The organism is Marinobacter antarcticus, from assembly GCF_011049865.1.
Classification (GTDB): Bacteria; Pseudomonadota; Gammaproteobacteria; order Pseudomonadales; family Oleiphilaceae; genus Marinobacter; species Marinobacter antarcticus_A.
Window position 1 is genome coordinate 21,056 of sequence record NZ_DRGY01000018.1, and the last position, 23,600, is coordinate 44,655.

Consider the following 23,600-nt stretch of genomic DNA (forward strand, 5'->3'; position numbering starts at 1 on the left):
TACCTGCAGTTCATTATTCAATCAATCAGCTTGTGCCCATTGTGTGGACTCGTCTCTGAATTCTTTGAAAGCTGCGTACTTGTGCAGGTCAGACTCGACCAGGTTCAAGCACAGTGCAACAACGCCAACATCGTCTACGAAGCCGATGCCGAGCAGCAGGTCGGGAATGAGATCCAGTGGATTGAGCACGTATAACAGCGCACCCGCAATGGCTGCGATGCTTTTCCATGGAACATTGCGGTAACTGCCGTTCCAGTAGTCCCTGAGCATGGAAAACATCAGTTTGATGTCGGCGCTGAACCGATTCAGTTTTCCGCTGTTTTTAACCTTTGCCTCAATAGCCTGCTGCCGATTCAGCAACGCCTCCAGATCGGCAGGGTTTACCTTTTCAGCTTCTGCATTCAGTTCTTTTTGCGCGTTCTTCTGGCTGAACAGGGCCATGAATAGCTGTCCTCTGGTGATGAATGGGGCGCCGGTCAATCATAGTGCCAATTGCCGTCGCGATATAGTGTCATTAAGAGTGTCATTAAGAGTGTCATTATAGCGTCACGAAATTGGCCAGTCCGCCGCATCCACTGTGTGCAATCCAACCGGTTGTTCGGCGTGGCCGCGCCACTTATCAATGAAGAGACCCTGCGGATCGTATTGCTGGGCCTGTTTTTCCAGATTGAACTGGCGAAGGCCGCGGGGGTCGGCGCCTACACCGGCCAGGTACTGCCAATTACCGTAGTTGCTAGCCACATCATAATCTATCAGTTGCTCTTCGAACCATGCGGCACCGTAGCGCCAGTCCAGTTCCAGTTCGTTCACAAAACAACTGGCGACCAACTGCCGACCCCGGTTGCTCATATAACCGGTTTCCCGGAGCTGATTCATGGCCGCGTTGACCAAGGGGTACTCGGTGGTGCCTTCGCACCAGGCTTTGAAGCGGTGCCCGTAAAACGTGACGGGCCGGCGCTTGTGTTGCACGCCGTTGCGCCGGAACAAATCAGCACCGTGCTTCAGGGCGTACCAGTAAAAGTACTCCCGCCACAGCAGTTCAAACCAAAGCCAGTAAGTGGACTCGTTTCGGGTTTCATCGCGCTCGTATCGGGCAATGGTTTCTGCAACTTCCCGTGCCGAGAGTGAGCCATCGGCCAGCCAGGGCGAGAACTTCGAGGAGGCATCCCATTCCTGGAGGGCATCGAGGGCATTTCGCGTTTGCTTGTAATTGTCGATGGCATGATGACCGAATAAAAATTCCTGCAGACGGGCCAGGCCGGCCTTTTCTCCGCCCGTGAACGGGGCAGGATGCAGCGGTTTTTTAACGGCGGGGCACTCACCCCGGTTGTCTTCGGGAAACCCCGGTGCCGGTGGCAACGCCGTGAGGGTTCGGATGCGCAGCATTGAGGGGCCGCGTTCGCCGGATTTTTCGATCAGTTTACGAAATTTTGAAAAGGAATCCGGCAGGTCTTCCAGGCTCATGGGGAGCGAGCTTTCGGTAAACAGGCCGAGCGTTTCGAATTCCTGAAACAGGGTGTCGGGTAACGTGTCCTGAATGACTTGCCATTGACCAGCTTCCCGCGTGCCGGGTTGGCGCGAGCGGATGACTCTGTTCACTTTATGGTTATGCACCAGCGCTGGAATGACGTCCTCGGGCTTGCCATAGGCAATATGCAATCGTTGGCCCAGAGCCCGGAGATTACGTTCCAGCGTGATCAGGCTTTGCCAGAGAAATCGCCAGCGGTGATCGCCCATCGCCTTGCTCTGCAGGGGGCCGGGTTGGAACCATCGGGGGTCCACAACATACGCGCACAGCAGCATGTCTGATTTTGAGGCGGCTAACAGGGCCGCGTTATCGTGTAATCGAAGATCTCGGGTAAACCAGTAAAGCGTATTCAATGTGAAGGCCTGTCCAACGTGAAAACCTGTCCAAACCGCTTGTGCGGTCACAGTCATACGCTTCAGATGTGTGAAAAGATTATCAGAAGCGCATGACGGCAACAGGCGTCAGTCTGAAAGCAGGCTTACATCTCCTGTGCCGTAGGGCGAAGGATGATCTCGTTGATATCCACGTCCTGAGGCTGCTCAATCGCGTAGACAATGGCGCGGGCAACCGCATCGGCATCGATAGCCACTTTGTAGAGCTCTTCCGCGGCTTGTGCTGCATCGGGGTCGGTGATGGTGCTGGTCAGTTCGGTGGCTATTGCGCCCGGAGAGATGTTGGTGCTGCGAATTTCATCGCCGGCTTCCATACGCAGTCCTTCGGAGAGGGCTTTCACAGCGTACTTGGTTGCGCAATACACGGCACCACCCGCGAACACTTTGTGCCCGGCTACCGAGGACAGGTTGATCACGTGCCCGCTGTGCTGCTCGCGCATGGTGGGCAGCACGGCCGCGATGCCATACAAAACGCCCTTGATGTTGACGTCGATCATTTGTTCCCACTCGTCTACCTTCAAGGCATCCAGCGGCGCCAGCGGCATAAGGCCCGCGTTGTTGATCAGCACATCGATGCGGCCAAATTTCTTTTTGGCCGCTGCTGCCAGGCTTTCGACCTGTTTGCGGTCGGTCACATCGGTGACCTGCCACAAGACGTCTGCACCCTTTGCCGTCAGCTCATCAGCCAGCGACTTCAGGCGGTCTTCCCGGCGGGCTGCCAGCACCAGCTTGGCGCCACGATCGGCCAGGCGCCGGGCGGTGGATTCGCCCAGGCCGCTGCTGGCGCCGGTGATGATAATTACCTTCTCGTTAATCGTATCGTTAATCGTATCGTTGGTGTTGCTCATCGGTTTGCTCCCGTTTGGATCAAAAATTGCTGATCAGGCGTTTGCTTCAAGTTTTTCCAGTGCCGGATAATCGGTATACCCGTGTTCATCGCCACCGTAGAAGGTGCTGTCGTCCCATTCGTTGAGGGGCGCATTCTGACGAAACCGCTCAGGCAGATCCGGGTTGGCGATAAACGGCCGGCCAAAGGTAACCAGATCGCAACGGCCTTCGCTGATACGGATGCGGGCCTCTTCGGCAGTATAGGCGCCGTTGGCGATGTAGGTACCTTTATAAGCTGCCCGGATTGCGTCGATGACGTCTTCCGGGCGGCCGTTGGCATGGTTGCCCTGGAAGGAATCTTCTACGACTTCGAGATAGCCGATACCCAAGTCGTTCAGGTGTTTGGCAAAAGTGCTAAAGGTTTCAATTGGATTATTGTCGTACATTCCGTTGAAGCTTCCGGTTGGGCCAACACGAACGCCCACTTTGTCTTTGCCCCACACATCGATGACGGCCTGGATTACCATCAGCGGCAGGCGCAGGCGATTTTCCAACGTACCGCCGTATTCATCGGTGCGGTGATTGCTGCCACTCTTTATAAATTGGTCCAGCAGGTAGCCATTCGCGGCGTGAACCTCTACGCCATCAAATCCGGCTGCCTTCGCGTTCCGTGCGCCTTGGCGATACTGCTCGACAATGCCGGCCATTTCGGCGGTTTCCAATGCACGTGGTTCCGGCACATCTACCATGCCGGAGTCTGCACTGATAAAGGTTTTGGCGCCTTCTGCCCTGATGGCAGAGGGCGCGACTGGCTGGTCGCCATTTGGCTGCAGATCCGGGTGGGAAATGCGGCCCACATGCCATAGCTGCATGTGAATGCGACCGCCAGCCGTATGAACCGCGTTTGTAACCTTTTTCCAGCCATCAATTTGTTCGTTGGAATGAATGCCTGGCGTGAACGCGTACCCCTTGCCTTGAGGCGAGATCTGAGTTGCTTCACTGAGAATCAGCCCGGCACTGGCCCGCTGTTCGTAGTAGTGCGCGTTCAGGGCGTTCGGAATGTCGCCTGGTTGGCTGGCGCGTGAGCGGGTCAGTGGCGACATTAAAACCCGGTTGGGCAGTGTGACGCCGCCCAGTTCAAATGGCTGAAATAACGGATCGTTCTGTTTTTGGTTACTCATAAAATACGCCTTTTAGGATAAACAAATGTTAATTAGACCAGTCTACTAGAAAGTGTGCGAAAAAAATTTACAGGGTGCTAATACCAAGACATCGGGTGAAAAATACGCGGACAAACCGTTCCATCGGCTCTGTTGATTTGACAACCTTGGCCCTCAGAATGGCGCCTTCCCAACCGGATAGCAGGAAGCTGGCGGCATCTGCGGAATCAATGCCCGAAGCAATGTCTCCGGCGGTTTGCGCGTCGGCAATGCAATCTTCAAAGCGCTTTTCCCAAGCGGAAAACACATTGTTCAATCGAACGCGGAACATCTCGTTTTGCCCCGCCAATTCTTGGCCCAAATTGCCAATAAGGCAGCCACGGGTGCAGTTGCAGTCTGTCATATTGTCGAAGCCGGTATCGAAATAGGCCCGCAAACGATCAACGTAGGAACGACTGCTGTCATTAAGAATGTGATCAAGTTTCGTATCGTATTCCTCGGCGAAGGTATCGATGATCGCAAGGCCGAAGTCATTCTTGCTGCTGAAGTAATGATAGAACGACCCTTTGGGCACGCCAGCAACCGTGAGGATGCCATTGATGCCTGTTGCACCAAATCCCTTCGTGCCGATAAGGTCGGCGCCTGTTTGAATGATAAGATTGCGTGTGGCGTTCGTCGTCATGGCCACCATACTAGACCGATCGTCTAGAATCCGTCAAACTCTCGATGTCCGAAAAAACCGCATCAGAGATAACCGTAACCGTAATTATGCCTGCAAGGAGATAGCCTGTGATTAAATCTCGTGCCGCCGTGGCTTTTGCTGCCAACCAGCCGCTGGAAATTGTCGAAGTGGATGTCGCGCCGCCCCAAAAAGGGGAGGTTCTGGTGCGTATTGTGGCGACCGGTGTCTGTCATACCGATGCCTACACCCTTTCAGGCGCTGATCCGGAAGGTCTGTTCCCGACCATTCTGGGCCACGAAGGTGGCGGCATTGTAGAGGCCCTTGGCGAAGGGGTTGCCGGCCTTGAGGTTGGCGATCACGTCATTCCGCTTTATACCGCCGAGTGCGGCGAGTGCAAATTTTGCACCTCTGGCAAGACCAACCTGTGCGGAGCCGTGCGCGCAACCCAGGGCAAGGGCGTGATGCCCGATGGCACGTCCCGGTTCTCTTACAACGGCGAACCGCTGTATCACTACATGGGCTGCTCAACGTTCTCTGAGTACACGGTGCTGCCGGAAGTGTCGCTCGCAAAAATTCCCAAAGAAGCGCCTCTGGATAAAGTGTGCCTGCTGGGCTGCGGCGTAACGACGGGTATTGGCGCCGTGCTGAATACCGCCAAGGTTGAAGAGGGCGATACCGTCGCGATATTTGGCCTGGGTGGCATCGGCCTGGCAGCGATCATCGGCGCCAAAATGGCGAAGGCCGGCCGTATTATCGCGGTAGACATTAACCCGGGTAAATTCGAGATTGCACAGCAGCTCGGCGCTACCGATGTGGTCAACCCAAAAGACCACGACAAGCCGATTCAGGACGTGATCATTGACATGACCGATGGCGGCGTAGACTACTCATTCGAGTGCGTTGGCAACGTTCACCTTATGCGTTCGGCGCTTGAGTGCTGTCACAAAGGCTGGGGCGAATCCATCATTATCGGCGTTGCCGGCGCCGGCCAGGAAATCAGCACCCGCCCCTTCCAACTGGTGACCGGCCGAGTCTGGAAAGGCTCAGCGTTCGGTGGCGTAAAAGGCCGCACGGAACTGCCAGGGTACGTGGAGAAAGCCGAGAAAGGTGAGATACCGCTGGATGTGTTCATTACCCATGAAATGCCGTTGGAAGACATTAACAAGGCCTTTGATCTGATGCATGAAGGCAAGAGCATCAGAACAGTGATTCATTTCTGACCGGATTGTGAATGTCGCCGGAGCGCCTGAATTGGCCCCCGGCTTTTTAAAGGCTGACAGCGGTGCTCTGTAGGCTCTAGGCTGTGGGTAGGTTGCGGGTAAAAGAAAAATCTCAAACAAAAACAATAGCGAACGGAGTGACTCAATGAGTCTTTCATGGAAACAAAAATTCATGTTGTTAATTGTCGCCACTCTGATCGGGCTGGCCATTGCCACCATGGTATCTTTAGGTGGGCTTGCCAAGGTATCCGACGCCTATGACGCACGTGGGCAGGCCCGGGCCTATGAATCGGCGTCCCTCGCACTGCTGAATAACTGGCTGGCAATCGAGAGGGTGAGTGAGAGTCTCGAGCCGGCACAGGTCGACCGCTATCAAGAGCAGCTTCAATCCCTCGCCGCCCAATCATTAGCGCTTAAAGAATCCGCAGGCGCCTTATCGGATGAGGCCATCGACGCCACCGCACAGGAAATCCGAACGCAAGTTGAACAATATGTCCAGCTGCGCCGCGATTGGCTGGCCCTGAGCCAGCAATTGGCCCTGAGCCAGCAATTGGGCCTGACGCCCGCCGATGGGCTAAGAGCGGCCATGTCCAATAATATCAACGAGCTGCGAAAAATCAGCATTTCCATGTTTGACGATGATATCAGTATCATTGCGTCTGCCTACCGGGATTACCTCTCGACCTTTGACCCCGCCTACGCCCAGACGACCCGCGAGGCCCTTGAGCGAATGCTGACAATCGTCAGGAAGATGGATTGGCAGGACATCGACATTGGTCAGGCCATACAGGGGTTTGACGATGCGTTTTCAGAGGCCGAGCAGCTTGTAGTCTCAGTGTCCGGGACGCAAAGCAATTTGTCTGACACAGGGACACGCATTCGCAATCTCGTTACGGAGCAGAATGACGTGCTCCGGCGTGACGTAATTGTGGTTACCAGCAGGCAAGCGGAGGAGGCTCGAACCTCCTCGACCTGGTTGATCATCGCGACGGCTGCGGCGGTATTGGCGATCCTTGTGATCACATTAACAGCCGCCTCCAGAACCCTGGTAAGGCGACTTAATGAGGCGGTAGGCCTGCTGACCCAGGTCGCCGGGGGCGATCTCAGCCAACGGCTTGAACCGGGAAAGAACCCGAACGATGAATTCAACCGGTTGGGGTTGGCAGCCAACAAGATGCTGGACGATGTGTCCGGCGTTATCGGGCAAGTGGTTGAGGGCAACCGGACACTGTCCACCCTTCAGTCAGAGCTTGACGCGCTGGTGGATCAGATAGGGCGCAACGGTGAACAGGTCGAAGACGGAACCGAACAAACCGCTACGGCGGTGCAGGAAATTTCACATACCGCCGTCGATATCGCTCAGCATACCCAGTCGGTGAATGGTGCGGTGCAGAGTGCTAACGACTCTGCCCATTCCAGCTCCGAGGTTGTCCGGCGCAGTGCCCGCGCCATGAGCGAGCTGGCCGAGCGAATTCACAAAGCCAACGATCAGGTGGAGCGGCTTGGTAAAACCGGCGAAAAGGTGAGTTCCATCGTCGGAGTGATCAACGGTTTGGCAGAACAGACCAACCTCCTTGCTCTGAATGCCGCCATTGAGGCCGCCAGAGCGGGTGAGGCCGGCCGAGGTTTTTCGGTGGTAGCCGATGAGGTTCGTTCTCTGGCTGAAAAAACCGTTTCTGCCACCAAAGGTATTGCCGATATCGTTGAATCACTCAATCAGGAAACCAGGACCATCACCACCCTCATGAAAGAGGGTCTGGTGTCAGCCGGCGAAGGCGAAGCGAGTTCAAAGGAGGCCGCTACGTCGATTGACCAGATCACCGCCGCAATTGGACAGCTGGCCGGCGACATGAATCAGGTGGCCTCCTCCGTAGAGGGCATTTCAACCACCACGGAAGAAATTGCCCAGAAGGTTGAGATGATCCATGGCCACACTCGGGAAACCTCCGACATTCGTCAAAAACTCAATGCGCACATCGAGCGGCTTTCGTTTCAGGTTGGCAGCCTGACTCAGGCGTCCCAACGGTTTCGGCTTTAGCAGGCCTGGCCGACCCCCAGGACGAGGGCCGTATTGAGTTGGCCCAGGGTGGCGGCCCGGGTTAGCGATCGGTCAGTTTGATTTCGATGCGCCGGTTTTTCTGTAGTGCATCGGGTGTCGTGCCGTCAGCAACCGGGAAGAACTCGCCAAAACCCGCTGCGGCCATGCGTTTTTGCGGCACGTTCTGATCAGCCAGGTAGCGCACGACCGCCACAGCGCGCGCGGTCGAGAGTTCCCAGTTGGAGGGGAACTGCGGTGTATTGATGGGAATAATGTCGGTATGGCCATCAATACGCAGGATCCAGTCAAGATCGGCGGGAATGGTTTTAACCACTTCAAGCAACACGCCCGCCAGTTTATCAAGTTCACGCTTGCCCTCAGGGCCCAACTGCGCCGAGCCGGATGCGAACAGCAGTTCCGAAGGCAGCAGGAACCGATCGCCGACTATGCGGATGTTTTCGTTGGCGGCCAGGATGTTCCGAAGCCGTGAGAAAAATTCCGACTGATACTGCTCCAGTTCGTTGACCCGCTCAGCCAGCAGAGTATTAAGGCGCCGGCTGACATCTTCCAGTTCACCGTCTTTATTTGCGGTCATTTCCTTTTGCAGGTTCAGTGCCTTGGTTATCTGCCTCAATTGGTTCTGAAGCGACGCAATCTGGTTGGAAAGGCGCAGGATCATGTTCTGCTGGCTCGACGATAGTTCGTCCTTGCTGTCCAGTTCCTGGTTCATATTGGCCAACCGCTCAGCCCGGGCTTCGGCATCGGCGGTTTGCTGCATCAATCGGTTACGGGATGCATCCAGCCGCTCCTGCAGACCTTCGTTCTGGGCAAGGCTGTCGCTGAAGTTGCTCTGAACGGTCAGTATTTGCTGCTCCAGAGCGTCCGTTTTGTTCTTTTCCAACCCCAGTAACTGAGATATTTCGTTCAGTCGCTGGTTTAGCTGAGCAAGTTCGGAGTTGCGATCAGACAGCGTCTGGGACAGGAAAAGCTGGCTGACCACGTAAACCAGCAACATGAATATCACCAGCATCAGCAGCGCAGAGAGCGCGTCTACGTACCCTGGCCAGACATTTGTGGTACTGCGGCTTCGGCGTCGGGATCCGATCATAGCGAGCGGTCACCGCCGTTGAACGGGTCAACCAGATTGGTCACACCAGTCAGCCATTCTTCCAGACCGTCATAAAAGCGGTTCTGGGCATGGCCGGCCTGTATATCGAGAAAGCCCAATATCAAAGAGCCACCCAGACCGAACAACGATGAACTAAACGCGGTGCCCATGCCTTGCAAGGGCGTCAACAGGCCGGCTTGAAGGTCTGCAAACACCTTGCTGAAATCTCCCTGGCCCATATCCAGATTGGTAATGACCGCGCCAACGGCATTGATGGTGCCGAGCAAACCCCAAAACGTACCGAGAAGCCCAAGGAACACCAACAGATTAATAAAGTACCGCGTTATTTCTCGCTGCTCATCCATTCGGGAATAAATGCCATCCAGAACCGTGCGCAGTGACAGCGTAGACAGCGTGAACCGGTCGCGCTTGGAATCTTCCCCCAACTGTCGGGCGAGAGGTTTGAGCAGGCGAGGCTCCTCTAACACCGAGAGACCGGAATGACCGGTGCGGAATTGGGAAATCCAGCGCAGCTCAGGAAACAATACGAAAACCTGGCGGTAGGTGAGCCCAATCCCGACGAGCAGTACGCAAACAATCATCAGGTTGAAAACCCAGTTGGCCATAAATGCGGTTATCAGAGGTTGATGGATCAACACGCCAACCACTGCAACAACGGCCAGGAAAAAGGTCATCCAGAAAAGGGTGTGTTTGGGATTACTCATGGAGCTCCTGCTGGTGTATAGGGATTCCCACGAAACATAGCACAAACATCCTGGTTGCGAGGTAGAAGATTCGTTGGGTTCATTTGTTGATCGCACCCATGGATTCATATAGAGTGAATCGATTCATAATAAATACAATGGTGCGGAAAATGTTTTCCCAGTCGCTTGCCACGTCAACGATTTTCCATGGCGCTCATCCTGAAGAGGTATCGGCGTTCGTGAACCAGCATATCGGAGGCCACAGCCTGGACCTGCTCGGTGGCGAGAACCTTGCTGCGAGTCTGAGCTTTGGGGAGTTCGCAGGCTTTGGGCTATCAAGAATCAGTTATGGCAACCATGTCAGGGTCAAGTCCCCGGCACTCGATGACATCTATCATTTTCAGGTGGTGACACGGGGGGAATGTCGCTGGCGGCATGGCGGGGAAAATTTACGGGTGCGCCGCGGTCAGGCAATGATGGTCAATCCCGATGAAGTGATTGATCTTGAGTACACTCAGGAATGCGAAAAAGTCATTATCAAGGTGCCTGCATCGATCATGAAATCTGTTTCCAGCACCGGGAGTTCTGCGCGTGAACAGGTAGTGCGTTTTGATCGCTTGCCCATAGACATGCGGCTTTGCCCGTCGTTGATGAGCATTCTGGATGCCGTTTTTTCAGAGTTCGAAGAATCTGGCGACTCGAATCTTGGCGCTGTCACGTTGCCGTATAGGGAAATTGTTCTGAAAAAGCTGCTGAAGGTATTTCCTAACAACTGGAATGCCTCCGATAGTGTTCAACCGGTTTCACCCTCTATGGAGCGGATAATTCGTTACATTGAGGAAAATGTGAAAGAAGACATTGAGCTTGAAACGCTCTCTCAAATTTCCAACATGAGCATCCGCTCCATCTACAATGCTTTTTCAAGGGTGTTCTCAACCACCCCTAAAAGTTACGTGAAACTTGTTAAGCTCAAACGCCTGAGAAATGATTTGTTGCATGGCCATTGCCGGAACGTCACTGAGGTTGCATTGGATTACGGCTTTAGTCACCTCGGCCGTTTTTCGTCAGACTATCGCAAACGGTTTGGTGAACTGCCCTCTGAAACCATGCGACTGGCGGGCTGACCGCATATTTGGCGCGTAATCTTATCCACGCACTGACGCATCTGGTTAAACAGTTCCGAGCCCTCGATAATATCAGTATCCCGTTCAAGGCCAAGCAGCGAAATTACGGTCACGATGCTCCCGTTCAGGTCGAACACGGGCATGCTCAAGACGTTGATTTCGGGCAGATAGTCGCTGAAAAATGCGCAATAACCTTGTTCTCGGATCAACTCCAGATAACTCCCCAGCTTTTCTCTGGGAATGTCTTTTCGATTATGTTTTGGCAGCGTCCGCGACTGGCGGTAATAGTGATCGATCAGTTCCCTGCGACGTTTTTGCGGCATGCTTGCCAAATAAATTCGACCAGACGCAGAATTCAGGGCGGAAAGCTCAGCGCCAAGACGAACGTTGACCGCAACGGGTTGGCTGGAGTCGAGCCATTTTATGACAAGCGGTCCGCTGCCATTCCAGACCGTAACGGAGACGGTCTTGTCGGTTTCCTCATTTAACAGATCGACAGCCTCGTAGGACAGCTGGATCGGGTTGATACGGCGCAGTGCGGAAATGCCAAGAGTCAGGCTGGAGTTTCCGAGCGTGTACTGGGTCTGGTTAACCTGATTGATGTAATTCTTACGCAGAAGGCTCACAAGATACTTATGGGCGCGACTGGGAGACAGGTCCAATGCGCCCGACAGTTCCTTTAACGTCGGTGGTTTTGCCGCGCTGGAAATGTAATCAAGAATGCGAAGGCCGATCTCAAGGGAGCCGATTCCTTGTCGTTTTGGGCTTTCTTCTGCCATGGAGGTTGCCGTTATAAAGTTGCTTGTTGAACCGGGTGGTAAAGCATAACAGACGTCAGCATGACGGTCGGTGCCCGCTATCCCGTTACCGAAGATCCCTAACCCTTCGTGTACGTTTAAACACTGAGGGCGGTTTCGACTTTCTCGAGGTTTTGAGCCAGATCTTCAGAGCTGCCATCAAAATGAACTTTTCCCTTCACGACAACTACGTGTCGATCGCATAGCTTTTTCAGCGCTTTGATGTTCTTGTCCACCACCAACGTTGAAATGCCAGACGTTCGAATGGTCGCAATAACGCGCCAGATGTCTTCTCTGATCAGCGGTGCCAACCCTTCTGTCGCTTCATCGAGAATCATAAGCCTCGGATTGGTAACCAGGGCCCTGCCAATGGCGAGCATTTGTTGCTCCCCTCCGGAAAGTTCGGTGCCCAGGTTGGACAACCTTTCCTGAAGGCGGGGAAAGGTTGCCATAACCCGGTCGAAATCCCACTCGGACTTGCCACTACTGTTTGGGCGGGCGGCCATCTGCAGGTGTTCCTTCACGGTCAGGTTGTGGAACATGCCCCGGCCTTCAGGAACGTATGCGATATCGCGGCGCATGCGCTTCCAGGTTGGCAATTTGCTGATGTCCTCGCCGTCGAAATAAATGTGGCCGCTGCGCGGTAACACGATGCCCAGAATGGACTTCAGAGTGGTTGTTTTCCCCATGCCGTTGCGGCCCATCAGGCTCATGGAATGGCCCTTTTCAAGCCGGAATGACAAGTCGTGGAGAATGTGGCTGCGACCATAAAGGGTATTGAGGTTTTTCACTTCCAGCAGAATGGAGTTCATGCGGCTTCCTCCTCGTCATCCTTACCCAGGTAGGCTTCTTTTACCCGAGGATCATTGCGCACCTCATCTACCGTGCCGGTAATCAGGTGCGTTCCGTTGTCGAGTACGGTCAGTTGGTCGGAAAGTTCGAAAATGGCGTCCATATCGTGCTCTACGAGCACAATGCTGTAGGTTTTTTTGAGGTCGTTGAGTAGCTCGATAATGCGCAGAGACTCCTCATGGCCCATGCCAGCCATGGGCTCGTCCAACAGCAGGATACAGGGATCAGTTGCCAACACCATGGCCAGTTCCAGTTGTCGCTGTTCACCGTAGGATATTTCCGCCGCGATGGTGTTAATGCGGTCTGCCAGGCCAACCTGACACAGTGCTTTTTCTGCGGCCTCCTTGACCAGTTTATTGGCATGGCGTGAGGCAAACAGGTTAAAACTGCCCGCAAAGCGGCGCTGGGCAGCCACTGCGCAGTTTTCCAGGCAGGTGACTTCGGCATAGATGTTGGTTTTCTGGAAGCTGCGCCCGATACCACTGCGCACAAATTTCCAGGGCTTCATGCCCTCTATCTGTGCGCCCTTGTGCAGGATACAGCCGCTGGTGGGCTTCAGCGTGCCGCATAGCATGTTAAGCAAGGTGCTTTTGCCAGCCCCGTTAGGGCCGACCACCCCGTGCAGTTGTTTATCATGGAACTGCAGCGAAATATCGTTAAGTGCCTTGATGCCACCCCAGTGTTTACTGAGGGATTCGGTTTCCAGAATGATGTTGTTGGCCATGATTATTTCTCCAGCAGTTTTTCAAGATAACCGGCCAGGCCTTTGCGCAGCAGCAAGACCATCAGGATGATGGCGCCGCCCATGAACAGCTTCCAGTCCTCGCTCACGTGCTCGAAAAAATACTGCAGCCCCTCGTAGGTGATCGTGCCGAGAATGGCGCCGTAAATCGTCCCCATGCCGCCGAGAATGGACATTACCAGCGCGGTGCCGGACATCTCCCAAGTCATGAATTGCGGATTCACATAACCGTATTGCAACGCAAACAGCAAGCCGGCATAGGCCGCCAGGGTGCTGCCGATGACGTAGCTGATCAGGCGGAAAGCGAAGATGTTGTAGCCCAGCGCCTCAGTACGTTCCGGGTTCAGGCGGCTGGCTTCGATGATCCGGCCAAAACGCGAACGCAGCACGATCTTTATCGTCAGCAGGGTAATGAGCACGCCCAGCAATGCCAGGTAATAGAAATGCGTCGGGTTATCGAGATTCAGAAAGTTGAGGCCAAAAATACTGGTCTCAGGCTTGATAAAAATAAACAGGCCATCCCCGCCGCCGAATTCCAACGAGTCGAAGAAGAAATAATAGCCCATTTGCGATATCGCCAGGGTAATCATAATGAAGTAGATGCCCGATGTGCGAAGCACCACGGCGCCGATAATCAGTGCAATCAGGGCGCTGACCCCGAGGACGTAAAACGCGTAAATCCAGAAGTTGACCGCTTCATACTCGGGGGTAAGGATGACGAACAGGTAGCCCCCCAGTCCGTAGAAGAGGGCATGTCCCAGAGTTACCAGGCCAACCCGCCCGACCAGAAAATCCAGCGACATTACAAATACGGCCAGGATCAGGATGGTGGTGATTTTCCCCACGAAGAACGAGTTGTCCTCCATGAACAGGGGGATACAGAGGGCGATCAGGAAAAAGATCGCCAGGAAAATGCGTTCAGTGCGCTTTTCAAAAATCATGTTCGGCTCCGCTTACTTTGCGAACAGGCCCTGGGGTTTCACCAGCAGCACCAGGATCATAAAGATGTAGATAATCATGTTGGACATGGTCGGTATCAGGACCGCCGCAAAGGTGCTGATAATCCCGACGAGCAGGGCACCCACGAAGGCGCCCTTGATGGAGCCCATACCGCCGATGACCACCACCACGAAACAGGTAATCAGTACGCTTTCTCCCATACCCGGAACAATGGAACTCATGGGCGCGGCGATAATGCCTGATATGGCCGCCAGCATGACGCCGATGGCAAACACAATGGTGTAGAGGCTTTTGATGTTAACGCCCAGAGCTTCAACCATTTCCCTATTGGATTCACCGGCACGAATCAGCATGCCCAGGCGCGTTTTGCTGACCAAAAAATACAACGCAGCCGCAATGGCAATGCAGATGACAGCCGCGAAGATGCGGTAGATCGGATAGCTGGAGTTGTCGGTAAACGGCACCGAGCCGCTAAGCGCCTCTGGAACGGCCACGCCGTAAGGATCGTTGCCCCAGAGGATGCTTTGCAGGGAGTTGAAAACAAATATCATGCCGATGGTTAGCAGCACCTGGTCAAGGTGGTTGCGGTTATAGAGCCGCTGTATCAGCATTCGCTCTATGAGTATGCCCAGCCCCAGAGCGATCACAGCCGAGAGAATGGCGGCCACAGTAAAGCTGCCGGTCAGTGCAACGAAGTACCACACCAGATACGCGCCCACCATATACATGGAGCCGTGGGCCAGGTTGAGAATGCCCATGACGCCAAACACCAGGGTTAACCCGGAGGCGATCAGAAACAAAAGCAACCCGTACTGGACGCCATTGATAAGTTGCACAAAGAAAAGCTCAGTAGACATAACGGAACCCAGCGGTTTTACGGGAAATTCAGTTCAGGTGCGGATGGGGAGCTTCGAGGAAGCCCCCGGCGAGTGCCGGAGGCTAGCGGAGAACCCGTGCTCAGAGCTTGCAGCCGCGGGCGGGATCTTCCAGCGCTTCAGCAGCGACGCTTTGCACCACGTTTACGCCATCCTTCACTTCCCGCAGATAGATATTCTGAATCGGGTTATGGGCCTTGGAGAAAGTGAATTCCCCCCTCGGGCTGTCGATGGTCAGTTTCTCCATGATGGCGATAGCGGCCTGTTTGTCCGAGATGTCGCCGTTGAGCTGGTCCAGGGTGCTGGCAATAGCTTGTCCCGCGTCATACCCCTGAACTGCGTAGATGTCCGGGTAGTGACCGTATTCGGTATTGAAGGCCTTGCGGAACTCCCGGTTTTTGGGAACATCAAGCTCTTCTGCGTAGTGCAGGCCAGTAATCACACCCTCGGCGGCTTCACCCTGAGCTTGCAGTGTGCCTTCGGTAAGAAATCCGGAGCCCAGCAGCGGGATCTTGCCGCGCAGACCCATGGCGTCGTAATCCTTCACAAATTTGACGGCGCCGCCGCCAGCGAAAAAGGTGAATACGGCATCCGGGTTCTTGTCAGCGATGGCACTGACGTGGGACTGAAAATTAGTAGAAGGGAAGGGCAGTAGTACTTCCTCGACAATTTCACCGCCACCTGCCTCAAACGATTCTTTGAATGCATCCAGGCTCTCGCGACCCATGCCGTAGTTCCAGCTGATGGCATAAACCTTTTTATAGCCTTTCTCGAGCGCCACTTTGCCCATCGGATAAGACGGCTGCCAAGACGAAAATGACGTGCGAAATACGTTAGGTGAGCACAGTGGCCCGGTTGCAGCGGCGGAACCTGCGTTCGGGATGATCATGATGGTGTCCTTGCCCCGCAGCATCTTGATCATGCCCATGGCAACGCCAGAATGAACCGGGCCAATGACAAAGTCCGCTTTGTGTTGATTGAGCATCGAGGACGCCAGTTCCGGCGCACGGGACGGTTTGGCTTCGGTGTCCAGCTCAATGAATTCCACCGGAGATCCGTGCAGCTGTGATGCGTGTTCCTTCAAAGCTAGCTTAAGGCCGTCCCGACCCGCTTCGCCAAGTTGCGCGTAAATGCCACTAAAAGGCAGCATGAGTCCGATTTTTATCGGATCGCCCGTAGCCGCCAGGGCGGCAGAAGAGAGTCCGGCGGTCAGTGTGGTTGCCAGTACAGTACTGGCAAGGATTGTGATCCTGCTCATTTCAACACCTCAGATTGTTGTTTTAAGTTCTGCTATTAGAGGCGTGAAGTCGCTGCATAAATATCCGTTTTCTGCACAGGGGTGTCCGGTGGGTGCAGACGTTCGTTTTGTCATCGGCTCCAAAGAGGAACTGGCGACACGGTTTCAAAAAGATAATCCATGAAGGCACGTACTTTGAGGGCTCTGAGCCGACGCTCCGGGGTTAGCACATAGATCTCACGGCGACCGGGCATAACTTCGCTTCGCCATTCTTCCAGCAGGGCCACCAAAGTGCCCGCAGCCAACTCCCCGGCAATCAGCCAGGTGGGGAACAAGACCAGCCCCTGCTCGAGCAATGCTGCCCTGACCAAGCTTTCGGCATCGTTGCTTACGAGGCTGCCGTCGACGGCAACGCGTTCGAACGCGCGCAAGGCGTTAAGGTCCATTCCGTTACAGTCCTTTTGTTGCGTTTGGTGCAATAAAGATTTGCGATAATTCCGATTGTAGCAATGGTTGAATTCTACCAGACTGGCCGTCTTGATTTGGTGTGTGGTCGGAGCTTCCCGAGTTCTTTCCATATTCGACCCACGCTCTTCCCCTAATGTTTAAAAGGGCATCAAACATGCGTAAAGGTACAGCACTTGTAGTTGGCGCAACCGGCATTACCGGCGGCAATCTGGCGTCTTATCTGGTTGCCAGCGGATGGACTGTCTACGGTCTTTCACGGCGCCCCACCGAGCAGAGCGGGGTGATTCCGGTCGCCACCGATCTGTTGGACAAACCGGCGACCGGGCAGGCGCTGGCAGACCTGCCGATCACTCACGTCTTCTACTGTAGCTGGGCTCGTCGTGACAATGAGAAGGCAAACGTTGAAGCCAACAGCGCGATGATGCGTAACCTGTTCAGCGCCCTCGATAGCGATAACCTGGAACATGCTTCGCTGGTGACCGGCACCAAGCAGTACCTGGGATCGTTCGAAGCCTACGGTAGCGGGCGCATCGAAACCCCGTTCCGTGAGTCCGAGCCGCGCGTACCGGGTGAAAATTTCTATTACGCGCTCGAAGATGTGTTGCTGGAAGCTTCCAGTCGTCACGGATTTGCTTGGAATGTTCACCGCCCTCACACCGTGATCGGTTATGCGCTCGGCAACGTCATGAACATGGGCACAACAATCGCTGTCTACGCGTCGATCTGTAAGGCGACCGGTCAGCCGTTCGTGTTCCCGGGCTCGCAGTTCCAGTGGAATGCCCTGACCGACATGACCGATGCGCTTGTGCTGGCAAGGCAAATGGAGTGGGCAGCGACCACGCCGGGTGCAGCCAATCAGGCCTTCAATACGGTTAACGGTGACGTTTTCCGCTGGCGCCGCATGTGGCGCGAAATCGGCGAATACTTCGGCCTTGAGGTAGCGGACTGCCCCGAGACGCCACAGCCGCTGGATGATCAGATGATTGGCGCGGAGCCTGTCTGGCGCGAGATTGCCGGAAAGCATAGTCTGGTAGAACCGGACGTCGGCAAGCTTGCGTCCTGGTGGCACACTGACGGCGATCTGGGCCGCGATCAAGAGTGTGTCAACGACACGACCAAGTCCCGCGACTTTGGTTTCGACCATTTTCGGGAGACACGTGGCGCATTTTTCGATCTGTTTGATCGCCTGCGCGCTGAAAAGATTATCCCCTGAAGCGGAAAGTTAAGGTCGATAAACGGGTCCGGGTCAGTCAAGGATGTCCTGGTACACCTTATTGGCGAGGTCGCGCTGGACATGAAGTCGTTCGGTAACGCCCCGTACCACTTCCATGCGTGCCACCGCTCCGGCCTGAATATCTTTCATTGCCTGCAACGCTTCGCCTGACTGGCCCAGGCACTGGTTGCACGACTCCCGGATTCTGTCCATGCCGTTACCGGCCTCGATCGAGGTTGTATTGAGACTGTTAGCGATGGCGCGAATACTCTCGCTGGATTCGTTGGCACGCACCGCCAGATTGCGCACTTCATCGGCGACTACAGCAAAACCACGACCGTGTTCCCCTGCGCGGGCGGCCTCAATGGAGGCATTCAAAGCCAACAGGTTGGTCTGTTTGGCAATGTCCTGAATATTGCCCACGATGCTGCCAATTTCCTTGGACTGCTTGCCCAGTTGGGTGAAGACGTCATCAATGCGGCTCATGAAATCGACCAGTTCCCGGATAGACGCCTCGGATTCAGAAATGCAGTTGGCGCTTTGGGCTACCTTGGCTCCGGACGCTTTAGCAAGTTTGCCGGCCTCGTCCATTTCCGCAAGTATGACATCCACGTTGCTGCGCAAATCATCCAGGTGACTGGTCAGCATGGGGTCTGGTGATTTCTGAGTCGGGGGCGGAGCTTGTATCTCTGGCTCCTGCACCGGCTCGGGTATCGATTCCGGCGCGGGCGCTTGTTCCCGGATTGTAATCGTCACTGGCTTCAATTTGGCGCAGAGTATCAGCGCGGTGGCGGCCAGGCCGAGAGTCAGGGCGGCGAGACCGGTCTGGGCCGACGTGTCAGCCATCAATAGCAGGAAGGCTGAGCTGGCAATCGCCGGAACCAGTGCGCCGTATACCAGCATCTTGGAAGGGCTGGGGTGAGAAATTTCCTGTTCGAGGGTGATGGTATTGGTCATGGTTCTGTTTCCACTGGGCAAGAGTTCGCATCGCGGAGAAACGCTAAGGCTTTTCGTGCAGCGAGCCTATCCGCGCAGTGCAGAGCTTTGTCCGTATTTTGAAAAGTGAGGTAGAAAGCCAGACCCCGAACAACAAGGTCTGGCTTCAGGGCTGGCGGTCAGGCCAGGTTATCAAGCAGGATCTGGTTAAGTTTTGCCGGGCATTCCACGGAGGGCACGTGAGCAACCCGATCCAGGATCAGCGGTGCCTCGGCGCCGCTGAACCGGGCCAGGGCTTGCAGTGTTTGTGGCGGTGTCGCGACATCGTCGGCCCCGCCCACCAGCACCAAGGGTGTACGACGGTTTTGGAGCTTTTCCCGGAAGTCGCATTCGCCCAGCATCTCGCACAGCAACGCATAGCTGCGATTATCAACGCGCCCCAGAACGACGCGCCAGCCCTCTACCAGCGCGGGCTGCTGATCACAGGCGGCCGGGCCAAACCAGCGTGGCACGATGTCCGCTGCCATGGCATCAAGACCGAGTTCCATGACGCTCGCTGAGCGGCTGTTCCAGGCCTCAGGCGTGCCAATGACGGCGCCGGTGTTGGTGAGGGTGGTGGATAGCAACCGGTCCGAATGCTGGCTGAGGAGCTGTTGGCCAATCACGCCGCCAATAGAAGTGCCGATAAAGTGGAAGTTCTCAACGGCCGCAACGGCGGCGAGCGCGAGGGCTTCCTGCGCCAGCTCTTCTGGCGTGATTTGGCCAGACTCTTCCGGCCAGGCGCTACTGGCACCGTGCCCCGGCAAGTCCCAGGTCAGTACCCGGAAATTACCCAGCAACGTTGGCAACATATCGTCCCATACGCCCTGGGTCATACCCAGAGGGTGTGCCATGAGCAATAGTGGTTTCGCGCTGTCACCCAGCAAGCGATAACAAAGGGTGCGGCCGTTGTGTTTAAGAAATGCCATGAGCTCTCCCTACTTCAGTCTGTTTCAGACACGTTCGATGAGTGTAGCAATACCCTGGCCGACGCCTACACACATAGTGCATATGGCGTAACGGCCGTTGGTGCGTTGGAGCTGGTGGGCCGCTGTCATTAACAACCGGGCGCCGGACATGCCCAGAGGGTGTCCGAGGGCAATGGCACCACCGTTCGGATTCACCCGTGGATCGTCATCGGCGACGCCCAGTTCACGCAGCACCGCGAGCCCTTGGGCGGCGAAGGCTTCGTTCAGTTCGATCACATCTATGTCATCGATTCTGAGCCCTTGCTTTTTCAGCAGTTTGCGAACGGCGGGCACCGGGCCAATGCCCATCACGCGCGGTTCCACTCCGGCCGTGGCCATGCCCAGAATGCGGGCCATGGGTTTGAGGCCATGGGCTTTAACCGCTTGTTCACTGGCGACCAGCATGGCGGCGGCGCCGTCGTTTACCCCGGAAGCATTGCCCGCGGTGACGCTGCCGCCGTCACGAAACGGCGCGGGTAGGGCGGCCAGTTTCTCCAGGGTGGTGCTGCGGGGGTGTTCGTCCGTATCGAATATCAGCGGTTCTTGCTTGCGACGGGGAATCGAAATTGCCACGATCTCATCGGCCAAAACGCCGGCTTGTTGTGCCCGGGCGGCCTTTTGCTGTGAGCACACCGCAAACTGATCCTGATCTTCCCGCGATACCTTGAACTGTTCGGCGACGTTCTCGGCCGTTTCGGGCATAGCCTCGACGCCATACTGCTTTTTCATCAACGGATTGACGAAACGCCAGCCAATGGTGGTGTCTTCAACGGTCTGTTTGCGGGAAAACGCGCTGTCGGCTTTGCCCATGACGTAGGGCGCGCGGGACATGGATTCCACACCTCCGGCCAGCACCAGGTCCATCTCGCCTGCGCGAATGGCGCGAAACGCCGTGCCCACTGCATCCATACCCGAGCCGCACAAACGGTTAAGTGTGGTGCCGGGCACCGAGGTGGGCAAGCCGGCAAGCAACGCCGACATGCGGGCCACGTTCCGATTGTCTTCGCCGGCCTGATTGGCACAGCCCATCATGACTTCCTCGATAGCAGCAGGATCCAATTCCGGAGCCTGTTCCAGTACGGCCTTGAAGATATGGGTGGCCAGGTCGTCAGGGCGAACGCTGGACAGAGCGCCGCCGAAGCGGCCAATGGCCGACCGGCGGGGATGGCATAAATAGACGTCAGTCACGGTGAGCCTCATTGTTGGCTGGCATGGTGGGCCCTGAATGGTGTGAATGGGTACGAGCTTTCAGGTCACGCAGTACCTCCAGTTCCCGGGCGCCGGGTTCCGGCGTTGTTGCCAGATCTTCCGCAAAACGAATGTCCCAGCCGGTGGCCGCAATTACGTCTTCCCGGGTCACGTTTGGGTGCAGGGAGCGGACCACCAGTTCTTTGGTCTCTGGATCCGGTTTCAGAATGCACAGGTCGGTGATCACCACGGTTGGGCCATTGCCAATGTTCGGTACGTTGTCGCGGGCCTTGCCGTCCCGGCCGAAGCCGACGGTGGTCACAAAATCTACATCTTTCACGAAGGTGCGTTTGGAATGCTTAACGGTAATGAATACTTCCTTCGCACTGGTGGCAATCTCCGGCGCGCCACCACCGCCCGGCAAGCGGACTTTGGGTTCGCGGTAGTCACCAATCAGGGTGGTGTTCAGGTTGGCGTACCGGTCAATCTGAGCGGTACCCAGGAAGCCCACGCTAACGTGCCCACCTTGCAGCCAATAACGGAACATCTCCGGCACAGAAACGGTGGTCAGGGCAGACTCGCACAGCTCGCCGTCACCGATGGACAAAGGTAGAACGTCTGGCTTGGTCTGCAAGGTACCGGACTCGTAAATCAGGGTCACGTCCGGTGCATGGGTCAGGCGTGCCAGGTTGGCGGCCTCGCTGGGCAAACCGATACCTACAAAGCAGGTCATGCCGTTGGTCAGCGCGCGCGCGGCAGTGACGCTCATCATTTCCGAGGAGGTATATTCAAGGCTCATCACGCAGCTCCTTTTTCAAATACGTTGTTTTTCAGCCAGGCCTGGAAGGTTTCGCGGTCACGGGCGATGCCATCCCATTCTTTGTAGAAAGCGTTGTCGCGGTCGTAGTAGCCCAGCGCGTAGGAAGGGCTGGCGCCTTTCGGAGCTTCGGCGATGGCCGTAATCGCCCAGGACGGCAGTACGCAGGCATTCACCGAGGCGCCCAGGTCATCAACGATTTCTTCAACGGTAACGATGCTGCGCTTGGCCGCCAGCACCACTTCTTTCTGGATGCCGATGATGCCCTCTACCAGAACATTGCCATTGCGATCGGCCCGTTGGGCGTGAATTACGGCGACATCGGGGCGAATGGAAGGCACGGCAGCCAGGCGCTCACCGGTGAACGGGCATTCGATGAATTTTATCTGGTCATTTACTTTTGGCAGGTCGCTACCCACGTAGCCGCGCAACACGGCGAGTGGCAGGCCGGCGGCACCGGCTTCATAAGCGCTGGCCATGGCGGCGTGGCTGTGTTCGAGGATTTCCAGCTTGTTCGGCCAGCCGTTCTCAACGGCATCCCGCAGGCGATGCAGTGACCCCACGCCGGGATTACCGCCCCACGAGAAGATCAGCTTTTTGGCACAGCCAGCACCGATCATCTGATCGTAAACCAGGTCCGGAGTCATGCGTATCAGCGTCAGATCTCGTTTTTCCTGACGGATAATTTCATGGCCAGCGGCGAAGGGAATCAGGTGAGTGAAGCCTTCCATACAGACGGTGTCGCCATCATTAATGTGGCGGCTCACGGCCTCCTTGAGGGAGAGAAATTCAGCCATCACAGAGTCTCCATTGCAGTGATTGTAAAAGTTCGATATGCGAACATAAGTTTAATATGCGAACATAATGACTCGAAGGTTTTGCCTTCGTCAAGCGCAAAATTTGATCAGTTTGTTTGAGGCACGGATGTTCGGAGGGCGAACTAACTGCTACCATCCGCCAACACAGGTTTGTGGGCAATTGAGGGAAAGGAATGAGCGGCCAGGTTCTCAAACCCGGAGATCGGGACTATATTGGCGCGCTGGCGTCCGGGTTGGAGGTGTTGCAGGCGTTCGACGCCGAGCATCCCCGCATGACCCTGAGCGAGGTAGCCGCACGGACGGATATGGATCGGGCGAAGGCTCGGCGCTTTCTGCTCACTCTGCATGCGTTAGGGTTTGTGCGCCGAAGCGGCAGGCAGTTTGAGCTAACCCCCCGGGTGCTTCAGTTAGGGTACGCCTATCAGGCTTCAAATCAGTATCGTGCAGTTATCCAGCAACATCTGGAAGATGTCACCGCCGAGCTGGGGGAATCGTCATCGCTGGCGGTGTTGGACGGCGATGACGTGGTATACGTGGTGCGTTCATCTGCGCGCCATCGGTTAATGGCTATTTCGCTGTCGGTGGGGACTCGGCTGCCGGCGGCCTATACGTCAATGGGGCGAGTATTGTTAGCCCAATTGCCTGACGCTGAGCTTGAGGCCTTTCTTGCCCGCGTAAAGCTCGAAGCATTCACGAGCGCTTCTGTGGTCCATTCCGATGTCCTGAAAAGCGAAATCTCAGCGGTTCGAGAGCAGGGCTACTGCATTGTCGATCAGGAACTGGATTCCGGGCTTCGCTCTGTCGCCGTGCCGGTTTTCGCGGGCGACGGTGAGTTGTTGGGCGCAATCAACATCAGCACCAACGCCGCGCGGGTAAACATGGAGACGCTGGTGGGAGTTTACTTGC

24 protein-coding genes are annotated in these 23,600 nt (G+C 55.7%); 5 read left to right on the forward strand and 19 right to left on the reverse strand.

Features of this window, described 5'->3' with window-relative positions:
- Positions 1-21: 21 nt before the first annotated feature.
- From ENI00_RS01980 to ENI00_RS02000, 5 genes are all read right to left on the reverse strand, one after another.
- Positions 22-441, reverse strand: coding sequence for a YkvA family protein (locus ENI00_RS01980; protein ID WP_304098076.1), 420 nt, complete (start codon positions 439-441; stop codon positions 22-24).
- A 105-nt stretch (positions 442-546) separates the two neighbouring features.
- Positions 547-1,881 carry a DASH family cryptochrome gene (locus tag ENI00_RS01985; RefSeq protein ID WP_304098079.1) on the reverse strand — a complete coding sequence of 445 codons (1,335 nt, stop codon included), beginning with the start codon at positions 1,879-1,881 and terminating at the stop codon, positions 547-549.
- Between the two features lie 125 nt (positions 1,882-2,006).
- Positions 2,007-2,768, reverse strand: coding sequence for an SDR family oxidoreductase (locus ENI00_RS01990; protein WP_304098082.1), 762 nt, complete (start codon positions 2,766-2,768; stop codon positions 2,007-2,009).
- A 33-nt stretch (positions 2,769-2,801) separates the two neighbouring features.
- Positions 2,802-3,929, reverse strand: coding sequence for an alkene reductase (locus ENI00_RS01995; protein WP_304098085.1), 1,128 nt, complete (start codon positions 3,927-3,929; stop codon positions 2,802-2,804).
- Between the two features lie 67 nt (positions 3,930-3,996).
- Positions 3,997-4,590 carry a TetR/AcrR family transcriptional regulator gene (locus ENI00_RS02000; RefSeq protein ID WP_304098088.1) on the reverse strand — a complete coding sequence of 198 codons (594 nt, stop codon included), beginning with the start codon at positions 4,588-4,590 and terminating at the stop codon, positions 3,997-3,999.
- 107 nt (positions 4,591-4,697) lie between these two features.
- On the opposite strand from ENI00_RS02000, the gene ENI00_RS02005 reads away from it, so the two are divergent.
- Positions 4,698-5,810 carry an S-(hydroxymethyl)glutathione dehydrogenase/class III alcohol dehydrogenase gene (locus ENI00_RS02005; RefSeq protein WP_304098091.1) on the forward strand — a complete coding sequence of 371 codons (1,113 nt, stop codon included), beginning with the start codon at positions 4,698-4,700 and terminating at the stop codon, positions 5,808-5,810.
- Between the two features lie 145 nt (positions 5,811-5,955).
- The gene (locus ENI00_RS02010) at positions 5,956-7,848 is read left to right on the forward strand and encodes a methyl-accepting chemotaxis protein (RefSeq protein WP_304098094.1); all 1,893 of its coding nucleotides are present in this window, start codon (positions 5,956-5,958) and stop codon (positions 7,846-7,848) included.
- 61 nt (positions 7,849-7,909) lie between these two features.
- Here the strand turns inward: ENI00_RS02010 and ENI00_RS02015 are convergent, their stop codons facing one another.
- Both ENI00_RS02015 and ENI00_RS02020 read right to left on the reverse strand, forming a co-directional pair.
- Positions 7,910-8,956: a peptidoglycan -binding protein gene (locus ENI00_RS02015; protein WP_304098097.1), complete on the reverse strand. Its 1,047-nt coding sequence runs from the start codon at positions 8,954-8,956 to the stop codon at positions 7,910-7,912.
- A complete protein-coding gene (locus ENI00_RS02020) occupies positions 8,953-9,681 on the reverse strand; it encodes a MotA/TolQ/ExbB proton channel family protein (RefSeq protein WP_304098101.1) in 729 nt (242 codons plus the stop codon). The genes ENI00_RS02015 and ENI00_RS02020 overlap by 4 nt, the downstream gene beginning before the upstream one ends.
- 149 nt (positions 9,682-9,830) lie before the next feature.
- On the opposite strand from ENI00_RS02020, the gene ENI00_RS02025 reads away from it, so the two are divergent.
- Entirely contained in the window at positions 9,831-10,784 is a 954-nt protein-coding gene (locus ENI00_RS02025; RefSeq protein WP_304098103.1) for an AraC family transcriptional regulator, read from the forward strand.
- On the opposite strand, the gene ENI00_RS02030 is transcribed toward ENI00_RS02025, so the two are convergent.
- The 7 genes from ENI00_RS02030 to ENI00_RS02060 all read right to left on the reverse strand — a co-directional run bounded on the left by ENI00_RS02030 (position 10,730) and on the right by ENI00_RS02060 (position 16,693).
- Positions 10,730-11,563, reverse strand: coding sequence for an IclR family transcriptional regulator (locus ENI00_RS02030; protein ID WP_304098106.1), 834 nt, complete (start codon positions 11,561-11,563; stop codon positions 10,730-10,732). The two genes, ENI00_RS02025 and ENI00_RS02030, sit on opposite strands and share 55 nt — an antisense overlap.
- Before the next feature lie 116 nt (positions 11,564-11,679).
- Positions 11,680-12,393, reverse strand: a complete 714-nt coding sequence (locus ENI00_RS02035) for an ABC transporter ATP-binding protein (RefSeq protein WP_304098110.1) — start codon at positions 12,391-12,393, stop codon at positions 11,680-11,682.
- Positions 12,390-13,157, reverse strand: coding sequence for an ABC transporter ATP-binding protein (locus ENI00_RS02040; RefSeq protein ID WP_304098113.1), 768 nt, complete (start codon positions 13,155-13,157; stop codon positions 12,390-12,392). Before ENI00_RS02040 ends, ENI00_RS02035 begins: the two co-directional genes overlap by 4 nt.
- Positions 13,158-13,159: 2 nt before the next feature.
- The gene (locus ENI00_RS02045; protein ID WP_304098116.1) at positions 13,160-14,116 is read right to left on the reverse strand and encodes a branched-chain amino acid ABC transporter permease; all 957 of its coding nucleotides are present in this window, start codon (positions 14,114-14,116) and stop codon (positions 13,160-13,162) included.
- Positions 14,117-14,128: 12 nt separating this feature from the next.
- Positions 14,129-14,992, reverse strand: a complete 864-nt coding sequence (locus tag ENI00_RS02050) for a branched-chain amino acid ABC transporter permease (protein WP_304098119.1) — start codon at positions 14,990-14,992, stop codon at positions 14,129-14,131.
- Positions 14,993-15,092: 100 nt separating this feature from the next.
- Positions 15,093-16,268: an ABC transporter substrate-binding protein gene (locus tag ENI00_RS02055; RefSeq protein WP_304098122.1), complete on the reverse strand. Its 1,176-nt coding sequence runs from the start codon at positions 16,266-16,268 to the stop codon at positions 15,093-15,095.
- A 110-nt stretch (positions 16,269-16,378) separates the two neighbouring features.
- Positions 16,379-16,693 (reverse strand): LysR substrate-binding domain-containing protein, encoded by a 315-nt coding sequence (locus ENI00_RS02060; protein WP_304098125.1) that lies wholly within the window; start codon positions 16,691-16,693, stop codon positions 16,379-16,381.
- Between the two features lie 176 nt (positions 16,694-16,869).
- Here ENI00_RS02060 and ENI00_RS02065 point away from each other — a divergent pair, with 176 nt between their 5' ends.
- On the forward strand, positions 16,870-17,928 hold the full coding sequence (locus ENI00_RS02065) for an SDR family oxidoreductase (RefSeq protein WP_304098128.1): 1,059 nt from the start codon (positions 16,870-16,872) through the stop codon (positions 17,926-17,928).
- Between the two features lie 33 nt (positions 17,929-17,961).
- Here the strand turns inward: ENI00_RS02065 and ENI00_RS02070 are convergent, their stop codons facing one another.
- The 5 genes from ENI00_RS02070 to ENI00_RS02090 all read right to left on the reverse strand — a co-directional run bounded on the left by ENI00_RS02070 (position 17,962) and on the right by ENI00_RS02090 (position 22,673).
- Entirely contained in the window at positions 17,962-18,885 is a 924-nt protein-coding gene (locus tag ENI00_RS02070) for a methyl-accepting chemotaxis protein (RefSeq protein ID WP_304098130.1), read from the reverse strand.
- A gap of 158 nt (positions 18,886-19,043) precedes the next feature.
- The gene (locus ENI00_RS02075) at positions 19,044-19,832 is read right to left on the reverse strand and encodes an alpha/beta fold hydrolase (protein ID WP_304098132.1); all 789 of its coding nucleotides are present in this window, start codon (positions 19,830-19,832) and stop codon (positions 19,044-19,046) included.
- A 24-nt stretch (positions 19,833-19,856) separates the two neighbouring features.
- Positions 19,857-21,071 carry a 3-oxoadipyl-CoA thiolase gene (gene pcaF, locus ENI00_RS02080; RefSeq protein WP_414674193.1) on the reverse strand — a complete coding sequence of 405 codons (1,215 nt, stop codon included), beginning with the start codon at positions 21,069-21,071 and terminating at the stop codon, positions 19,857-19,859.
- Positions 21,052-21,858: a CoA-transferase subunit beta gene (locus tag ENI00_RS02085; protein ID WP_304098136.1), complete on the reverse strand. Its 807-nt coding sequence runs from the start codon at positions 21,856-21,858 to the stop codon at positions 21,052-21,054. The genes pcaF and ENI00_RS02085 overlap by 20 nt, the downstream gene beginning before the upstream one ends.
- Complete coding sequence (locus ENI00_RS02090; protein WP_304098138.1) at positions 21,858-22,673, reverse strand: CoA transferase subunit A; 816 nt, start codon at positions 22,671-22,673, stop codon at positions 21,858-21,860. The genes ENI00_RS02085 and ENI00_RS02090 overlap by 1 nt, the downstream gene beginning before the upstream one ends.
- 194 nt (positions 22,674-22,867) lie before the next feature.
- Between ENI00_RS02090 and ENI00_RS02095 the strand changes: the two genes are divergently transcribed.
- The coding region (locus ENI00_RS02095) for an IclR family transcriptional regulator domain-containing protein (RefSeq protein ID WP_304098141.1) at positions 22,868-23,600 on the forward strand (733 nt) is incomplete at its 3' end.